Source organism: Haloechinothrix salitolerans, from assembly GCF_042662605.1.
GTDB lineage: Bacteria > Actinomycetota > Actinomycetes > Mycobacteriales > Pseudonocardiaceae > Haloechinothrix_A > Haloechinothrix_A salitolerans.
Map to the genome: position 1 here is coordinate 4793012 of NZ_JBHSXX010000001.1, position 14431 is coordinate 4807442.

Consider the following 14431-nt stretch of genomic DNA (forward strand, 5'->3'; position numbering starts at 1 on the left):
CGCGATGGAGGAGACGGCGAACGGGCATCGGGACCTCTCGGCATCGTCGGTGTCGGGGCGGGTGGGTCACCCGCAGCCAAGAAGTCCGGGATCGTCGCCGTGAGCAGACGATGACCCCGCCAGGCGAGCCTTGATCCAGACCGCCAGCCTGTGTTCCGCACGGTGGCGGCCGCGCTGCACCTGCGCATAGGTCAGGTTGTGCGCGGCGGCCCAGTCGGCGAGAGAGATGCCTTGCAGCCGGGTGTCGCCGATCAGCTCCGCCTCATAGCGTGAAAGCACGCCGGCTTCGACCGCGCGGGCCAACACAAGGTCGGGGTGGCCGAACGGCGGCGGTGGTTCGCTCGGGCCGAACCCGGACGGGACCGGGGTCGGACCGTCCAGGGTGGCGAGGAGGGCTTTGTGGCCAGCCCGGTAGGCGGCCCAGCGCAGCCGGATCACGATCCGCCCTTGGTCGAGATCCACCGTTGAGAGGGCGCCGAGGAACCCGCGCAGCACCTCGGCGTGGATGTCGTGCGGGTCCCCGGCGAACCGTACGGTCAACTGTTCGCAGATCCGCGACAGCATCGGCAAGGCCAACCCGACCGCGACCAGTGTCCAGGTGGCGCCGTGCCACCGGGATTTGATGATCACGTGCGCCCAGACCTGGTCCCAGACCCGACGTGGGCAGTCGCGCACCAGCAGCAGCTCGCGCAGTTCATCCACCGCGATCTCGCGGTCGGGCAGGTAGTCGAACAGGCAGCCGTCGACGGCAACTGGATCTGGTCCTGCCGTCAGCCAGGCGAACGCATTGCCAGCGGCCGCCAGCGGGCTCGGCGACCAAGCGGCGGGATCGTCCTCGTGGGAGAAGCTGCTCTCGGGTGTCTCGGACATTCGCGACCGCTCCTTCATCGCAGGCGGACAGTGACGCCTTCGAGGTGGCCACATCAGAGACAACAGACCGCCCAGCGGCGGCCTACCGAACGACTAAATTGAGCTCCTTGTGCGGCGCCACACCGGTATGCGGGCGTTCCCGCCTTGCGGTCGCTGCCATGGACGTGTCGCAGGCTGACCTGCGGTTTTAGTCACTTGTTAGTCGCTCGTTGGCACCGTCCCGCCTGTGCGACGGCGCCAAGGAAAAGAATCTTGGCGACGTCGGTCACGGGCTGGCCGCCTCGCGAGCGCGGCCGGATATCGCCCGTCGCGTGTCTGGCCGCGGCGGGCAATACGGACTTCTTGAATGTCCCTCACACGATCAACCGGAGCCCGCCGTGAACACCCACCGCCACCGTCACAGCAGGACCGTTCGCTACTGCCCACTCGAACCGCCCTGGCTCTATCCCGACGTGCTTGCCGCCGCGGCACCAATCCTGGTCCCCGTCTATACCGAACCCGGCCACCGCGTCCTTCTTGTCGAACGGGGCCAAGCCGATCATGCAGACCGTTGGGACACTCGCCGGGATGAGGCGATCGAAACCATCCTCCGTCTCGGCCGCGGCGCCACAACTGCCGTCAGCGCCAAGGCTTCCGCCGACGATGAGCATGCGGTCTACGACCTCATCGTCTGCCCGAGGACAGGAAGCACCCCGATCGCGGAGTGGGCACGGCTGCTCAGTCCGGCGCGCAGTCTCATCGTGCTCACCATCCCTCGCGCCTTACTGCCCTCGGGCGGGCGGAACGATGGCGTGGCACCCGACTCGGCGCTACGCCGGGAAGCGGCACTCGCCGGACTGGCGCTGGTCGACCGGGTGGTATTACTGCACCACCCGCCTAGCGCTCGACCGCCCTGCCGGAAGCGTCAGCGCCTGGCCGTCACCCTCGGCGGACACCGACCCAGCCACAGCGAAGCCCACGTCTTCCAGCCCAATGACACCGAACGCGCACGCGCGAACGCCCCTCGACACGAGGACGGAGAGAACGGTGGCGAACATCGTGCCTGACAGCCGACCTATTTCCCGCCCAACAAGCGCGTGGGCCACCGGTGAAATCGGTCAAACCGAACAGCTTGCCGATCGCTACGTCGCCGCCACCCGGACCGCTATGGTCGCGATGACACCCGCCATCGCGCGTCGCTGCATCCTCACCTACACCGCACCGGGCGCCACCGTGCTCGACCCCAACCCCACGGCCGGCATCGCGCTGACCGAAGCCGCCCGCACCGGCCGCCACGCTGTGGGCATCCAACCCCGCCAGCCACAGTGGCAATCGGTGTGCGACGCCAACCTCGACCTTGCCTGGCTCGCAGGTGCTCCCGCACCCGCACGGACACTCACCGGCATCGCCGACCCCCAGGTCGCCAACCTCCCCGCCGCCGTCGATCTCGTCCTCACCGGCGTCCTCCTCGATCGTGACGGCGGGCACTACAACCGCGCGCTGCTCGACCTCTACGACGACCTTCGCGGCGTTATCGACTGGGTGTGGCCCGGTGGCTACGTCATCATCACCTGCCGAGCGTGGCACACCAGCCGAGGACTGCTCGACCTACCCGGCGAGGTCGACGACATCGCCCGCGCCGTAGGCCTCGCTCCACACGACCGCTGCGTCGCCCTCACCTCCCCCATCCGACTCCGACCCGGTTCCGCGGCGACCCATATCGATGTCATGATCTATATCGTTTGTCAGGGTCGAGCACCGTGCCTCTCGCTACGGGCGTGACTCGCACAGTGAGCAGCCAGCGACTCGATGGAACAAGCATCAGGTGGGCAAACATTGCACATTCAAGCCCACGTCGACGGATCCTTCCAGATTCCGACCTGGCAAGATCACATGTGTCCTGATCCTATGACTGCGAGAGTGAACGTCGTGGGCGGCAAGCGCTGGAACGAGCGGTTCAGTCACGTGCGCCTGCGCGCGGTGCGAGAGAGTCGTGGGCTCAGCCAGGCGCGACTTGCAAAGCTAGTCGGTCAGGCGAGGGAAACGATCGCCAAGTACGAGAACGGCAAACAGATCCCACGTGTGCCGACACTCCATGTGATCGCCGACGTCCTCAACGTAGACGTCACCGAACTCCTCGAGCCAGGCCCAATGGACCTGGCAGTCCTGCGTGCGCAGCAAAACTTGTCGCAAGCCGACGTCGCCGACGCTCTCGGAATCAGTCAACCTTGGTATCAACATCTCGAAGCGCGGAAGGCGCGCCTGGATCCCGCTCTGCTCCCCCAACTCGCCTCCCTACTCAAGGTCGAGCCCGACGTACTCGTAGGACTCGTTCGCCTCCGCACAGCTGACGAGTAGCCCCACCGACGCCTTCGTTGCTATAAAATCGTCACACGTGACGTTTGTATAGCACTTGGAGGCCGGTCGTGACTACCTGTAGCGGCATTACGCTGCATGTTGTTGAGGCGTCCATGTCTGTTGCCGGTGCCGTTCGTGGACTTCTCCGGCGTGACGGACTGGTCTCGATCGCCAGACTCGACGGCTACCCGGGAGTGGGTCGGCGGCTCACCGCTACGCGAACGCGGCGGACGCCGGCACGAAACCCACGTCAGGTACGTCGACGGAGCGGCGGGCGAACGCCTGCGGAGCGAACTCGCTGCGATCACACGAGAGCTTCTCGAGTGGGCAGCGCACGCCAGCAAGCAGGAATCCGAGGACGGTGAGGCAGCGTGAGCGATGCGGGCCTGTCTGACTACGCCATCTCGCCGTTCGCGATGCCCGCCAGTCTGCTGCGCGATGAGGTTCGGGTGGCGTTCCTCGGCCGCACATCCACTGAGGATCAGCAGGATCCACGCCAGTCGCTAATGCGTCAGCTTGGCAACTGCAAGGCCGCGCTGCCCGAGTCGTGGGTGATCGCCGCGCACTTCTATGACGTCGAATCCGGACGGATGGAGCTGGATCTGCGCGGCCGGGGCGTCAACTACGAACGGTTCGGCATCCCCATCTCCCGCGAAGGCGGCATCGCCGAGCTGCTCACCGAAGCCGCTGAGCCAGGCCGGCGGTTCGACGTCGTGATCTGTGAAGGGATCGCGCGCGTCGCTCGCCGCGCCTTCGAGGGGATCTCCATCGAGCGTGAACTGGAGCGCGCCGAGGTCCCCCTGTTCGCCGCCAACGAGCCGATCACCCTGACCGGCAGCACCGCGCAGCGGATCCTGCAGCGCCGGATCAACCAGTCCATCGCCGAGTACGAAGTCCTCAACACCCTCGAACAGTCGTGGGGAGGCCTGTGCACGCACGTGCGCGAAGGCTGGAACATCGGAAAGCCGCCGTACGGGTACCGCGCGAAGACCTTCCGCCACCCCAACCCGACGAAGGCGAACAAGGGCCTCACGAAGTCGCGGCTGGAGCCGGATGGTGTCCGTGGCGAGACTGTCACCCAGATCGCCCAGTGGCGCTACTACGAAGGCGTCGGTTATAGCGTCATCGCTGACAGACTCAATTGCGATCCCGAGCAGTACCCTCCTCCAGAGCCGACACGCGCGGAACGTGCACGAGGGGCTTGGGCCAAGAGCGCGGTCTACGAGATCCTTCGCAACCCGAAGTACACCGGCCACCAGGTCTTCAACCGCCGCGCCACCAGTTCCAAGCAGGGCAAGGTCAACGATCCGGTCAAATGGCTTTGGTCGGCCGAGCCTGCTCATGAGCCGCTGATTCCGAAGTGGATGTTCGACGAGATCAACACAAACAGCACCGCCAACGAAGGGTCCCGGCCCGGCGGCCGACCCAATCGCCACCCGGCGACCAAACGCAGCTACCGCCTGCGCAGCATGGTGTTCTGCGGCTGCGGGCGTCGTATGATCGGCGACCGCAGACGGGACGTGATCTACTACCTCTGCTGGCCACCGAAGAACAACCGAGGCCGCCCCTGGCATAGCCTCGGTCACACCAACGCGCTACGGATACGAGAGGACGAACTTCTCGACGAAGTTTGTGCCTTCTACGCAGAGCGAGTCTTCGGCCCCGACCGGCGCGCGCTACTACTCGCCGACATCCCCGCTGCTGACGACCAAGCCACGCGCGAACGCGAGGCGCAATGCAAGCGCCTCCAACGCACGCTGGCCGACATCACGCGTCGCCAGGACGCCATCCTCCGGCAGGCGCAGACCGGCGACCCCGACGATCCGTTTACGAAGGCGTTACGCAGCACCTACAACGACCTGGAGTCCCAGAAAGCCGCGAGCTCGGCCGCGATCACCAAGCTCAGCGAGAACAACAACCGGCACCAGATCACCGATGATGACCTCGCAGTGCTCGACGCGCTTCCGTTCCTGGAAGCAAACCTCGCGCATGCGCCGGAACGGACGCAACGCCGGCTATTCGAGCTGACCCGGCTGAACATCCGGATGAATCCTGACGACTTTACGGAAATCACGCTCGAGATCACACTGCCTGCGGACCAGCTATCGCAAGTTGCTCAGCTCACTACAACATTACCAAAGCGCAGCGAAACAAAAACGCCGTCACCCTCTCCGAGTGACGGCGATCCGCGTGGTTGCGGTTTGTACCCCCGATGGGATTCGAACCCACGCTACCGGCGTGAGAGGCCGGCGTCCTAGGCCGCTAGACGACGGGGGCTTGCTTTGTCGACCTGGAATAACTTACCAGATCCCTGCGAACCTCTCGCAGCTGGGGTACCAGGACTCGAACCTAGACTAACTGAACCAGAATCAGTCGTGCTGCCGATTACACCATACCCCAAGGGCAGGTCCCTGCCTGCCGGAAATAAATAGTAGACCACGGCATTCACGCCGCTGACACCGGGTCCGGTCACCGAGGCGGCGGCGCCCCGAGCTGCGCAAACTCGCACACGACGAGCTCGGGAACATCGCTAAGACTAGCGAGCCGCACCACACCGGACTCCTCCGCGACACCTTCCGTGTCCTGCTGACCGTCGCGGTTCAGCCACACACCGCACATTCCGGCGGACTGTGCGCCGATCGCGTCAGTATGCAGTCGATCACCAATGTGCAACGCCTCGGACGGTTCACAGTCCAGCGCGGCACACGCCGAGTGAAAGATCATCGGATCGGGCTTGGCCGCACCGACCTCACCCGCGATGGCTACGTGGTCGATGAATCGGCCCAGCCCGAGCGCGTCGAGCTTGGCGCGTTGATGCGACCCTGAGGCGTTGGTCACCGCAGCGATGCTGAGGCCAGACGCGCGAAGCCACTCGAGACACGGCAAGACGTCATCGAAGAGGCGGAACCCGGAATGCATCTCGGCCGCGCGGTTACGTTCGAACCGCGCGGCGTCGTGATCGCTCACGTGCATGCCGAGCTCGGCCAAGAAAGCCTTGGTGCGCTTACGGTGCATCGTCGGATAGTCGAGTTTCCCCGCTACCACCATGGCGACGTGCGCCTCGGTGACGCACTCCCAGAGCGGCCACATGTCATCCCTGCCGATCATGATCGCCAAGGCATCCCTTGACGCCGACGTGAAATCGATCAGGGTGTCGTCGATGTCGAAGCACACGGCGCGCAGCTGAGAGCGATCCCAGACAGTGGGATACGACTGCGCATTACGCGGCTCGGTCGGGGCAAGCGCGAACTCCACCTAAAGAGGCTAGATGTTCGGGGACCTTTTTCGCCTCGTCCATAGAGGTGAACTAGACACGCACTGACACGGTCAAGTTATTCACCCTTCGAATTTGTCCAAAACGCTGGTGAGCCGGGAAACCGATTTCTCACGGCCGAGCAATTCCATTGACTCGTACAACGGGGGTGACACCGTTCGTCCAGTTATCGCAACACGTACCGGTGCGAATGCCTTACGAGGTTTCAGACCGAGATCATCGACGAGCGCCGATTTGAGTGCCTGTTCGATAGCTTCCGCGTTCCACACTTCGAGAGCATTCAGCGCATCCACCGACGCGCGCAGCACGGTAGCGGCGTCATCCTTGAAGCCCTTCGCCGCGGCCGACTCCTCGATCTCGAACGAGTCCTCATCGACGAACAGGAACCGGACGAGCGGCACGGCTTCGGAGAGCACCGTTACCCGCTCCTGCACCATCGGCGCGATCGCGTGCAGCGTCGCGACCTGCACCTCACTCGGCCGCTCCGGCAGCACACCAGCGTCGACCAGGTACGGCAGCACCCGCTCGGTGAAGTCGGCGACGTCTAGCGCACGCACGTGCGTGGCGTTGATCGCCTCGGCCTTCTTGACGTCGAACCGCGCGGGGTTGGCGCTGACATCGCTGACGTCGAAGGCGGCGACGAGCTCGTCGACACTGAAGACGTCGCGATCCGGCGCGATGGACCAGCCGAGCAGCGCGAGGTAGTTCAGCAGGCCCTCGCGAATGAACCCGCGCTCGCGGTGCAGGAACAGGTTCGACTGCGGATCGCGTTTGGACAGCTTCTTGTTGCCCTCCCCCATCACGTAGGGCAGGTGGCCGAACTCCGGCGTGAAGTCGGTGACGCCGACGCGCCGCAGCGCCGCGTAGAGCGCGAGCTGGCGCGGGGTCGACGGCAACAGGTCCTCGCCGCGCAGCACATGCGTGATGCCCATCAGCGCGTCATCAACCGGGTTGGTCAGCGGATACAGCGGGTCGCCGTTGCCACGAACAAGCACCGGGTCAGGGATGGTGGCCGCGTCGAAGCTGATCTCGCCGCGCACCAGGTCGTGCCAGGACAACTGCCCCTCGGGCATCCGCAGCCGCAGCACCGGCGTGCGACCCTCGGCGCGAAACGCCGCCTTCTGCTCCTCGGTGAGGTCGCGATCGTAGTTGTCGTAGCCGAGCTGCGGGTCCTGGCCCGCGGCCTCCCGGCGCGCCTTGACCTCGTCGCCGGTGGAGAACGCCTCGTACAGCTCACCCGCGTCGAGTAGTCGCTTGACGACGTCGTCATAGATCGCGCGGCGCTCGCTCTGCCGGTACGGTCCGTAGTCCCCGCCGATCTCCGGCCCCTCGTCCCAGTCGATACCGAGCCAGCGCAGCGCGTCCAGAAGCGCGCTGTAGGACTCCTCGGAGTCGCGTGCGGCATCGGTGTCCTCGACCCGGAACACCATCGTGCCGTTGTGATGACGGGCGAAAGCCCAGTTGAACAGCGCGGTCCTGATCAACCCGACGTGTGGGATTCCGGTGGGCGACGGGCAGAAGCGGACTCGAACGGGCCGGTCGGTGGTCGTCGTACTCGAAGTGGCTGCGGCGTTGTCAGTCATAGCTCGTTCAGCGTATAGCGGCGCTGGCTCGCTTGACGCGGGGAGTCCTGGAAGGCAGTCTCGAAATATTCAACACATGCTGAATACGGGGAGGGGGAGGTACGGCATGGCGGAGCGGACGACCTGCGTGATCGCCGGCGGCGGGCCAGCCGGGATGGTGCTCGGACTGCTGCTGGCGCGGGCGGGGATCGATGTCCAGGTGCTGGAGAAACACGCCGACTTCCTGCGGGACTTCCGGGGCGACACCGTGCACCCATCGACCATGGACTTGCTCGACGAACTCGGCCTCGGCGAGAGGTTCGCCGCCCTACCGCGGAGCGAGCTGACCGAAATCGCGTTCCCGACCGGCCCAAACGATCAGGTCGTGGTCGGCGACCTCCGACGACTGCGCGTGCGGCATCCCTATATCGCGATCACTCCGCAGTGGGACCTGTTGACGCTGCTGGCCCAGGCAGCCGAGGAGGAGCCAACGTTCACACTGCGGATGCGCACCGAGGTGACCGGGCTATCGCGCGAGGCGGGCCGGGTCCGTGGCGTGCGGTACCGCACCGAGGACGGCACCACCGGCGAGATCCTCGCCGACCTGACGGTCGCCTGCGATGGGCGCCACTCGACCGTGCGACGGGAGGCAGGATTGCGGCCGCGCGAGTTTCCGGTGCCGATCGATGCCTGGTGGTTTCGACTGCCGCGTGACCCCAACGATGAGACGTCCACGCTCACACCCCGCATGCACAATCGCCGCTTCGCCATCGTCATCCCGCGCGAGGGGTATTACCAGATCGCCTACATCGCCAAGAAGGGCGAGGACACGGCGTTGCGGGCGGCCGGGATCGAGCGGTTCCGCGATGAGGTGGCGGCGGTGCTGCCGTCGCTCGCGGACCGGGTGGACGCGTTGACGTCGATGGACGACGTCAAGCACCTCGACATCCGGCTGAATCGGCTGCGCCGCTGGCACGCCGAGGGTCTGCTGTGCCTCGGCGATGCCGCGCACGCGATGTCACCGATCGGCGGAGTCGGGATCAACCTCGCCGTGCAGGACGCCGTGGCCGCGGCGACGCTGCTGGCGGAGCCGCTGCGGCGCGGCGCTGTCGACGCGCGGGCACTCGGGCGCGTGCGTGTCCGTCGGTTGCCGCCGACGGCCGTAGTGCAGCGACTGCAGCGGATCCTGCACCGCCTGGTAGCCGAACCGGTAGTCGAGGGCCGCCGTGAGGGACCACCCGCACCGATGGTCGCGCTGCTTCGGCGGCTGCCATGGCTGTCCATCGTCCCGGCGTACCTGATCGGCGTAGGGATCAGGCCAGAGCACGCACCGGAGTTCGCGCGCCGGTGAGACCGGCTCAGCCCGCCTGGACCGGATTCGTCAACGTGCCGATGCCCTCGACGGTCACCGACACCTTCTGCCCCTCGGCCAGGGGCCCGACGCCTTCGGGCGTACCGGTGAGGATGACATCGCCTGGCAGCAGGGTCATGATCCCGGATACGAACTCGATCAGGTGGTTCACCTTGTGCACGATGTCGCTCGTCCGAGCCCGCTGCTTCACCTCGCCGTCTACCTCGGTGCGGAGCTCAAGATCGGACGGGTCGACGGCGGTCTCGATCCACGGCCCGAGCGGGCAGAACGTGTCGTACCCCTTCGCGCGGGTGAACTGCACATCGGCTTTCTGCTGGTCACGCGCGGTGACATCGTTGGCGATAGTGTAGCCAAGCACCGCTGCCTTGGCGCGCGCCGCCGTGACGTTCTTGACCGGCTGGCCAATCACGACGGCGAGCTCACCCTCGAAGTCCACCCGCTCCGAACTGGCCGGAAGCTTAATCGGCACGTCGGGCCCGATCACGCTGGTATTCGGCTTCATGAAGATCAACGGCGTCTCGGGCACCTCGCTACCGAACTCGGCCGCGTGCGCGGCGTAGTTCTTGCCAACCGCGATGATCTTGGTTGGCAGGATCGGCGCGAGCAGCCTGACGTCGGCGAGTGGCCAACGCTTCCCAGTGAAATTGGGGTCCCCGAACGGGTGATCGGCGATCTCCAGCACCTCGTCGCCCTCGATCGAGGCGAACGCGACACCGGCAGGATGAGCGATTCGAGCTAGACGCATACTCGAACAGTATCGGACGTCGCGGCGCCCTTGACTGCCGATGCTGTACGGCGCTTGGTGACCTGCGCGTGATCAATACGGGCCGCTGACTCGGGCCTCCAAATACCACTCAAAGCGTGACATCCCGTACGGGATGAAACCCACCCAGTAACAGCAGAACGAAATAAAACGACCATCTCAATATGCGCCCGTAAGCCAAGCGGGCGAAGTAGAGAAGTCGAGAGGAAGACCCATGAGGAACGCACTGGCCAAGATCGGCAGCGTGGCCCGCAGGGCCGGCCGCAACCGCCTCACCGCTGCTCTGCTCGGCGGCGCACTGGTGCTGATGATCGGCGGAGGCACTGCCGTCGCTGCGGATCACATCGGTAGCGAAGACATCAGGGATGGCAGCATCCTCCGCAAGGATCTGCACCCTGATCACGTGATGGCCGACATCAACCAAGTCTGGTGGGGTGAGCTGGCAGGTCGTATCCGTCCCGACATCAACAACGTCTTCTCCAGCGAGATCGTCAACGGCACGATCCAGTCCGAGGACATCTCGGACGACGCCAAATCTGAGCTAAGAGGGGTCAATCGATACGAAGTCATCGGCAGGGGCACCGACAGTGTGACACTCGCCCCTGAGGAGTCTGCGGAGATCGTCACGTTGTGTGCGAGTGATAACAGCTCCCCTGAGCAGCAAGCCGAGGTCGCCCTGGGTGGCGGCGCCAAAGCCAAGTCAGGGTCAATCACCATGGGCGGTAGCTACCCGTCCGACATCGAGCAGGTCTCCGAGGCCGACAGTGATGACCCGGCTGGCCGTTGGAAGGCGGGCGGCTGGGCCGTGCACGTGACCGCAGGCCCCGACGGTGCAACCGTACAGCCATACGTCACCTGTGCCGCGATGAACTGAGCCCCAATACGACCTCCACGGGACACAGAAGACCCCGCCTCACCTGAGGGGCGGGGTCTTCTCTACTGCCGCTGAGCTCCAACACACTCAGCGAGAATGCCCTGTTCAGAAAGCCACCCGCATGGCTTTGTGGACCAGTGCGTCGCACAGCGCCAACCAACTGGCCTCGACGATGTTCTCGTGCACGCCGACCGTGGTCCACTCGCGCTCGCGATCGGAGCTCTCGATCAGCACGCGAGTGACGGCGTCGGTGCCATGCATGCCGGGCAGGATGCGCACCTTGTAATCGGCGAGCTCGACGCTGTCCAACCAGGCGAGACTGGGTGACAGCGCCTTGCGCAGCGCGGCGTCCAGCGCGTTCACCGGACCGTTGCCCTCGGCCGTTGCGATCACCCGCTCCCCCGCGACGTGCACCTTCACCGTCGCCTCGGAGATCACCTCGCCGTCGGAGCGGTGGTCGAGCACAACCCGGTAGGACTCCAGCTCGAACGGCGCCTCGGGAGCGAGGGCGTCACCCAAGCCGTCGCCGTCGTCATCCATCGCGCGGCGGAGCAGCAACTCCAGTGAGGCGTCTGCGGCCTCGAAGGACCACCCTTTCGCCTCAAGCGTCTTCACCTTCTCGACGACGTTGGTCAGGGCGGTGGGTTGGCTGGCGAGGTCAACCCCGAGCTCACGTCCCTTGAGCTCAAGGCTGGCCCTGCCAGCCATCTCGGTGACGAGTACCCGCATGTCGTTGCCGACGACGGATGGATCGATGTGGTTGTACAACAACGGATCCACCTTGATCGCGCTCGCGTGCAGCCCCGCCTTGTGAGCGAAGGCCGATGCTCCGACGTATGCCTGGTGGGTGTCGGGTGCGATGTTCGCGATTTCGGCAAGGGCATGGGAGACGCGGGTGAGCTCGGCGGCGCCGCCGGTGGGCAGCACATCCATGTCGAGCTTGGTCACCAAGTTCCCGATCACGGCGAACAGGTCGGCGTTACCGGCCCGCTCGCCGTAGCCATTGGCGGTGCACTGCACGTGCGTGGCACCGGCCTGTACCGCGGCGACGCTGTTGGCCACCGCGCACGAGGTGTCGTCCTGGCAGTGAATGCCGAGCCGCAGCCCGGTCTTGTCGGCCACCTCACGCACCGTCTCGGCGATGCCGAGGGGAAGTTGCCCGCCGTTGGTGTCGCACAGGACGGCGACGTCAGCGCCCCCCTCGCCGGCCGCCATGAGCACTCGGAGCGCGGTGTCCGGGTCGAAGGCATAGCCGTCGAAGAAGTGCTCGGCGTCCAGAAAGACCCTGCGGCCTTCGCTGACCAGGAACGACACCGTGTCCCGCACCATCTCACATGCCTCAGCGACGTCGACCCGCAGCGCACGCTCGATGTGGCGGCGATCGGACTTCGCGACCAGCGTGATCACCGGCGCCTGGGAATCCAGCAACGCTCTGACCTGAGCGTCATCGGACGCGTTGGTGCTCGCTTTACGGGTGGAGCCAAACGCGACGAGGGCAGCGTGTTTCAATGCCAGTTCACCCTGGCTTGCCCGCGCGAAGAACTCGGTGTCCTTGGGTAGCGCGCCTGGCCAGCCGCCTTCGATAAAACCAACGCCGAGTTCGTCGAGCAGCCGCGCGACGGCCAGTTTGTCGGTGACCGAGTACGAGATCCCCTCACGCTGCGCACCGTCGCGCAGGGTGGTGTCGTACACGTGGAAGGCGTCACCAAGGGGCGTATCGGCGGGTTCCGTTCGGTTCACAGGTCACTCCTGGGTCATCTGGCCGCTTGTCGGTGGCAACAAAAAAACCTCCCGCGGAATGCGAGAGGTCAGCGCGCCGAGGGCTCGTTGTCGAGTACCTACTCGGCGCGCTTGCGAATAATGATCGCGGCGACGTGGCCAATGGACGTCATGGCGACATCATGCCACACCCACGTCGTGTCCCATAGCCAGACCCGGGTGTTTCACTCTCGGGGCTGTCGTGTCCCCCGCTCAGTACGCCGTGTCCCCCCTGCATGACGCCGTGTTCCGCGTTCCCGACGTCGTGCCCGACACTCGGATGGCTGTGTGCGACATCACGGCCGACGTCGATGGTCGCGAATGCCAGACACGGCGTCGGGAACGGGGGACACGGCGCACACGGCAGGTGCCCCCGCCCGGCGCTAGGCGCCTTCGCGGACGTTGGAGGAGACCAGGGCGGCCAACCGGTCGCCGATGGCCTTGGTTGTTCCCGGCGAGGTGTGGTCTCGGGTTGCCAGGTCGAACGCCACCGATGCCTCGATCCTGCGCGCGGCCTCCTTGTAGCCGAGGTGGTCGAGCAGCAGCGAGACCGAAAGCACGGCGGCCGTCGGGTCCGCGATGCCCTGGCCCGCGATGTCAGGGGCGCTGCCGTGGACCGGCTCGAACATGCTCGGGTTGGCCCTGGTGACGTCGAGGTTCCCGGACGCGGCGAGGCCGATTCCACCGGTGATCGCTGCCGCGAGGTCGGTGATGATGTCGCCGAACAGGTTATCGGTGACGACAACGTCGAACCGCGACGGGTCGGTGACCATGTGGATCGTCGCCGCGTCAACGTGCTGGTACTCGACCGTGACCTCGGGATGCTGCAGCGACACCTCCTCGACGATCCGCGACCACAACGACCCGGCGTGGGTGAGCACGTTTGTCTTGTGCACCAGCGTGAGGTGCCGCCGGGGACGCTGGGCCGCCCGCGCGAAGGCGTCAGAGACAACTCGCTTGATGCCGAACGCCGTGTTGAGGCTGACCTCGGTGGCGATCTCGTGCTCGGTGTCTTTGCGGAGGATGCCGCCATTACCGACGTACGGGCCCTCGGTGCCCTCGCGGACGACGATCATGTCGATCTCGCCAGGATCCATGATCGTGCCGCGCACACCGGGGTACAGCCGGGCCGGGCGCAAATTGACATGGTGGTCGAGCTCGAACCGCAACCGCAGCAGCAGGCCGCGCTCCAGAATGCCGCTCGGCACCGTGGGGTCGCCGACCGCGCCGAGCAGGATGGCGTCGTGCTGCCGGAGCTCACCGAGCACCGACTCGGGAAGCAGCTCGCCGGTGGAATGCCAGCGTGCCGCACCGAGGTCGTAACTGGTGGTCTCCAAGTCGAACGCCGATGGCGCGACTTCGGCGAGCACCTTCAACGCCTCGGTCACAACCTCGGGCCCGATCCCGTCACCCGGGATCACCGCGAGCCGCATCCAACACCTCCATGTACTAAGGCCTGTACGTCGTCCGGCTTCCCCAGCCACGGCAGGTTACCGGTCCGACACACCATCCGTAACCTCGCCACCCCTGGCAGAGACCGAGATCGCAGTGCGCATCACTCAAAAGGGGCAGCGCACTGCGATCCGGTAGTCCCGCCACCGTGATCAACGGCACGGCGGCG

At 65.7% G+C, this 14431-nt stretch carries 12 protein-coding genes, 2 tRNA genes and 1 pseudogene; 7 read left to right on the forward strand and 8 right to left on the reverse strand.

Annotated features, from left to right (window positions below; all coding sequences use genetic code 11):
- Positions 1-66 precede the first annotated feature (66 nt).
- Positions 67-870, reverse strand: coding sequence for a helix-turn-helix domain-containing protein (locus ACFQGD_RS22720; protein WP_345393888.1), 804 nt, complete (start codon positions 868-870; stop codon positions 67-69).
- Positions 871-1247: 377 nt separating this feature from the next.
- Between ACFQGD_RS22720 and ACFQGD_RS22725 the strand changes: the two genes are divergently transcribed.
- The 5 genes and pseudogenes from ACFQGD_RS22725 to ACFQGD_RS22745 all read left to right on the forward strand — a co-directional run.
- The gene (locus ACFQGD_RS22725; RefSeq protein ID WP_345393891.1) at positions 1248-1916 is read left to right on the forward strand and encodes a hypothetical protein; all 669 of its coding nucleotides are present in this window, start codon (positions 1248-1250) and stop codon (positions 1914-1916) included.
- Positions 1897-2631 carry a DNA modification methylase gene (locus ACFQGD_RS22730; RefSeq protein WP_345393895.1) on the forward strand — a complete coding sequence of 245 codons (735 nt, stop codon included), beginning with the start codon at positions 1897-1899 and terminating at the stop codon, positions 2629-2631. The genes ACFQGD_RS22725 and ACFQGD_RS22730 overlap by 20 nt, the downstream gene beginning before the upstream one ends.
- A 126-nt stretch (positions 2632-2757) precedes the next feature.
- Positions 2758-3207, forward strand: coding sequence for a helix-turn-helix transcriptional regulator (locus ACFQGD_RS22735; protein WP_345393898.1), 450 nt, complete (start codon positions 2758-2760; stop codon positions 3205-3207).
- A gap of 102 nt (positions 3208-3309) precedes the next feature.
- A complete protein-coding gene (locus ACFQGD_RS22740; protein WP_345393901.1) occupies positions 3310-3582 on the forward strand; it encodes a hypothetical protein in 273 nt (90 codons plus the stop codon).
- Positions 3583-3797: 215 nt separating this feature from the next.
- Positions 3798-4778: pseudogene (locus ACFQGD_RS22745) on the forward strand (recombinase family protein); the annotation flags it as partial.
- 633 nt (positions 4779-5411) lie between these two features.
- Here ACFQGD_RS22745 and ACFQGD_RS22750 read toward each other — a convergent pair.
- The 4 genes from ACFQGD_RS22750 to gltX form a co-directional block, all read right to left on the reverse strand.
- Positions 5412-5484, reverse strand: a tRNA-Glu gene (locus ACFQGD_RS22750).
- 51 nt (positions 5485-5535) lie between these two features.
- Positions 5536-5607, reverse strand: a tRNA-Gln gene (locus tag ACFQGD_RS22755).
- A 69-nt stretch (positions 5608-5676) separates the two neighbouring features.
- A complete protein-coding gene (locus ACFQGD_RS22760; protein WP_390183565.1) occupies positions 5677-6381 on the reverse strand; it encodes an HAD family hydrolase in 705 nt (234 codons plus the stop codon).
- Between the two features lie 162 nt (positions 6382-6543).
- On the reverse strand, positions 6544-8064 hold the full coding sequence (gene gltX, locus ACFQGD_RS22765; RefSeq protein ID WP_345393907.1) for a glutamate--tRNA ligase: 1521 nt from the start codon (positions 8062-8064) through the stop codon (positions 6544-6546).
- Between the two features lie 106 nt (positions 8065-8170).
- On the opposite strand from gltX, the gene ACFQGD_RS22770 reads away from it, so the two are divergent.
- Positions 8171-9394: an FAD-dependent oxidoreductase gene (locus ACFQGD_RS22770; RefSeq protein WP_345393910.1), complete on the forward strand. Its 1224-nt coding sequence runs from the start codon at positions 8171-8173 to the stop codon at positions 9392-9394.
- 7 nt (positions 9395-9401) lie between these two features.
- Here the strand turns inward: ACFQGD_RS22770 and ACFQGD_RS22775 are convergent, their stop codons facing one another.
- A complete protein-coding gene (locus ACFQGD_RS22775; protein ID WP_345393913.1) occupies positions 9402-10160 on the reverse strand; it encodes a fumarylacetoacetate hydrolase family protein in 759 nt (252 codons plus the stop codon).
- A gap of 232 nt (positions 10161-10392) precedes the next feature.
- Between ACFQGD_RS22775 and ACFQGD_RS22780 the strand changes: the two genes are divergently transcribed.
- Entirely contained in the window at positions 10393-11052 is a 660-nt protein-coding gene (locus tag ACFQGD_RS22780; RefSeq protein ID WP_345393916.1) for a hypothetical protein, read from the forward strand.
- A 105-nt stretch (positions 11053-11157) separates the two neighbouring features.
- On the opposite strand, the gene cimA is transcribed toward ACFQGD_RS22780, so the two are convergent.
- Both cimA and ACFQGD_RS22790 read right to left on the reverse strand, forming a co-directional pair.
- Positions 11158-12792, reverse strand: a complete 1635-nt coding sequence (gene cimA, locus ACFQGD_RS22785; RefSeq protein WP_345393919.1) for a citramalate synthase — start codon at positions 12790-12792, stop codon at positions 11158-11160.
- Positions 12793-13193: 401 nt separating this feature from the next.
- The gene (locus tag ACFQGD_RS22790) at positions 13194-14243 is read right to left on the reverse strand and encodes a 3-isopropylmalate dehydrogenase (RefSeq protein WP_345393922.1); all 1050 of its coding nucleotides are present in this window, start codon (positions 14241-14243) and stop codon (positions 13194-13196) included.
- Positions 14244-14431: the final 188 nt, after the last annotated feature.

Excerpts from the sequence above, each read along its gene's own strand:
- ACFQGD_RS22720 (WP_345393888.1), bottom strand. The coding sequence starts at position 870 with ATGTCCGAGACACCCGAGAGCAGCTTCTCCCACGAGGACGATCCCGCC.
- ACFQGD_RS22735 (WP_345393898.1), top strand. The coding sequence starts at position 2,758 with ATGACTGCGAGAGTGAACGTCGTGGGCGGCAAGCGCTGGAACGAGCGG.
- gltX (WP_345393907.1), bottom strand. The coding sequence starts at position 8,064 with ATGACTGACAACGCCGCAGCCACTTCGAGTACGACGACCACCGACCGG.
- ACFQGD_RS22770 (WP_345393910.1), top strand. The coding sequence starts at position 8,171 with ATGGCGGAGCGGACGACCTGCGTGATCGCCGGCGGCGGGCCAGCCGGG.
- ACFQGD_RS22775 (WP_345393913.1), bottom strand. The coding sequence starts at position 10,160 with ATGCGTCTAGCTCGAATCGCTCATCCTGCCGGTGTCGCGTTCGCCTCG.
- ACFQGD_RS22780 (WP_345393916.1), top strand. The coding sequence starts at position 10,393 with ATGAGGAACGCACTGGCCAAGATCGGCAGCGTGGCCCGCAGGGCCGGC.
- ACFQGD_RS22790 (WP_345393922.1), bottom strand. The coding sequence starts at position 14,243 with ATGCGGCTCGCGGTGATCCCGGGTGACGGGATCGGGCCCGAGGTTGTG.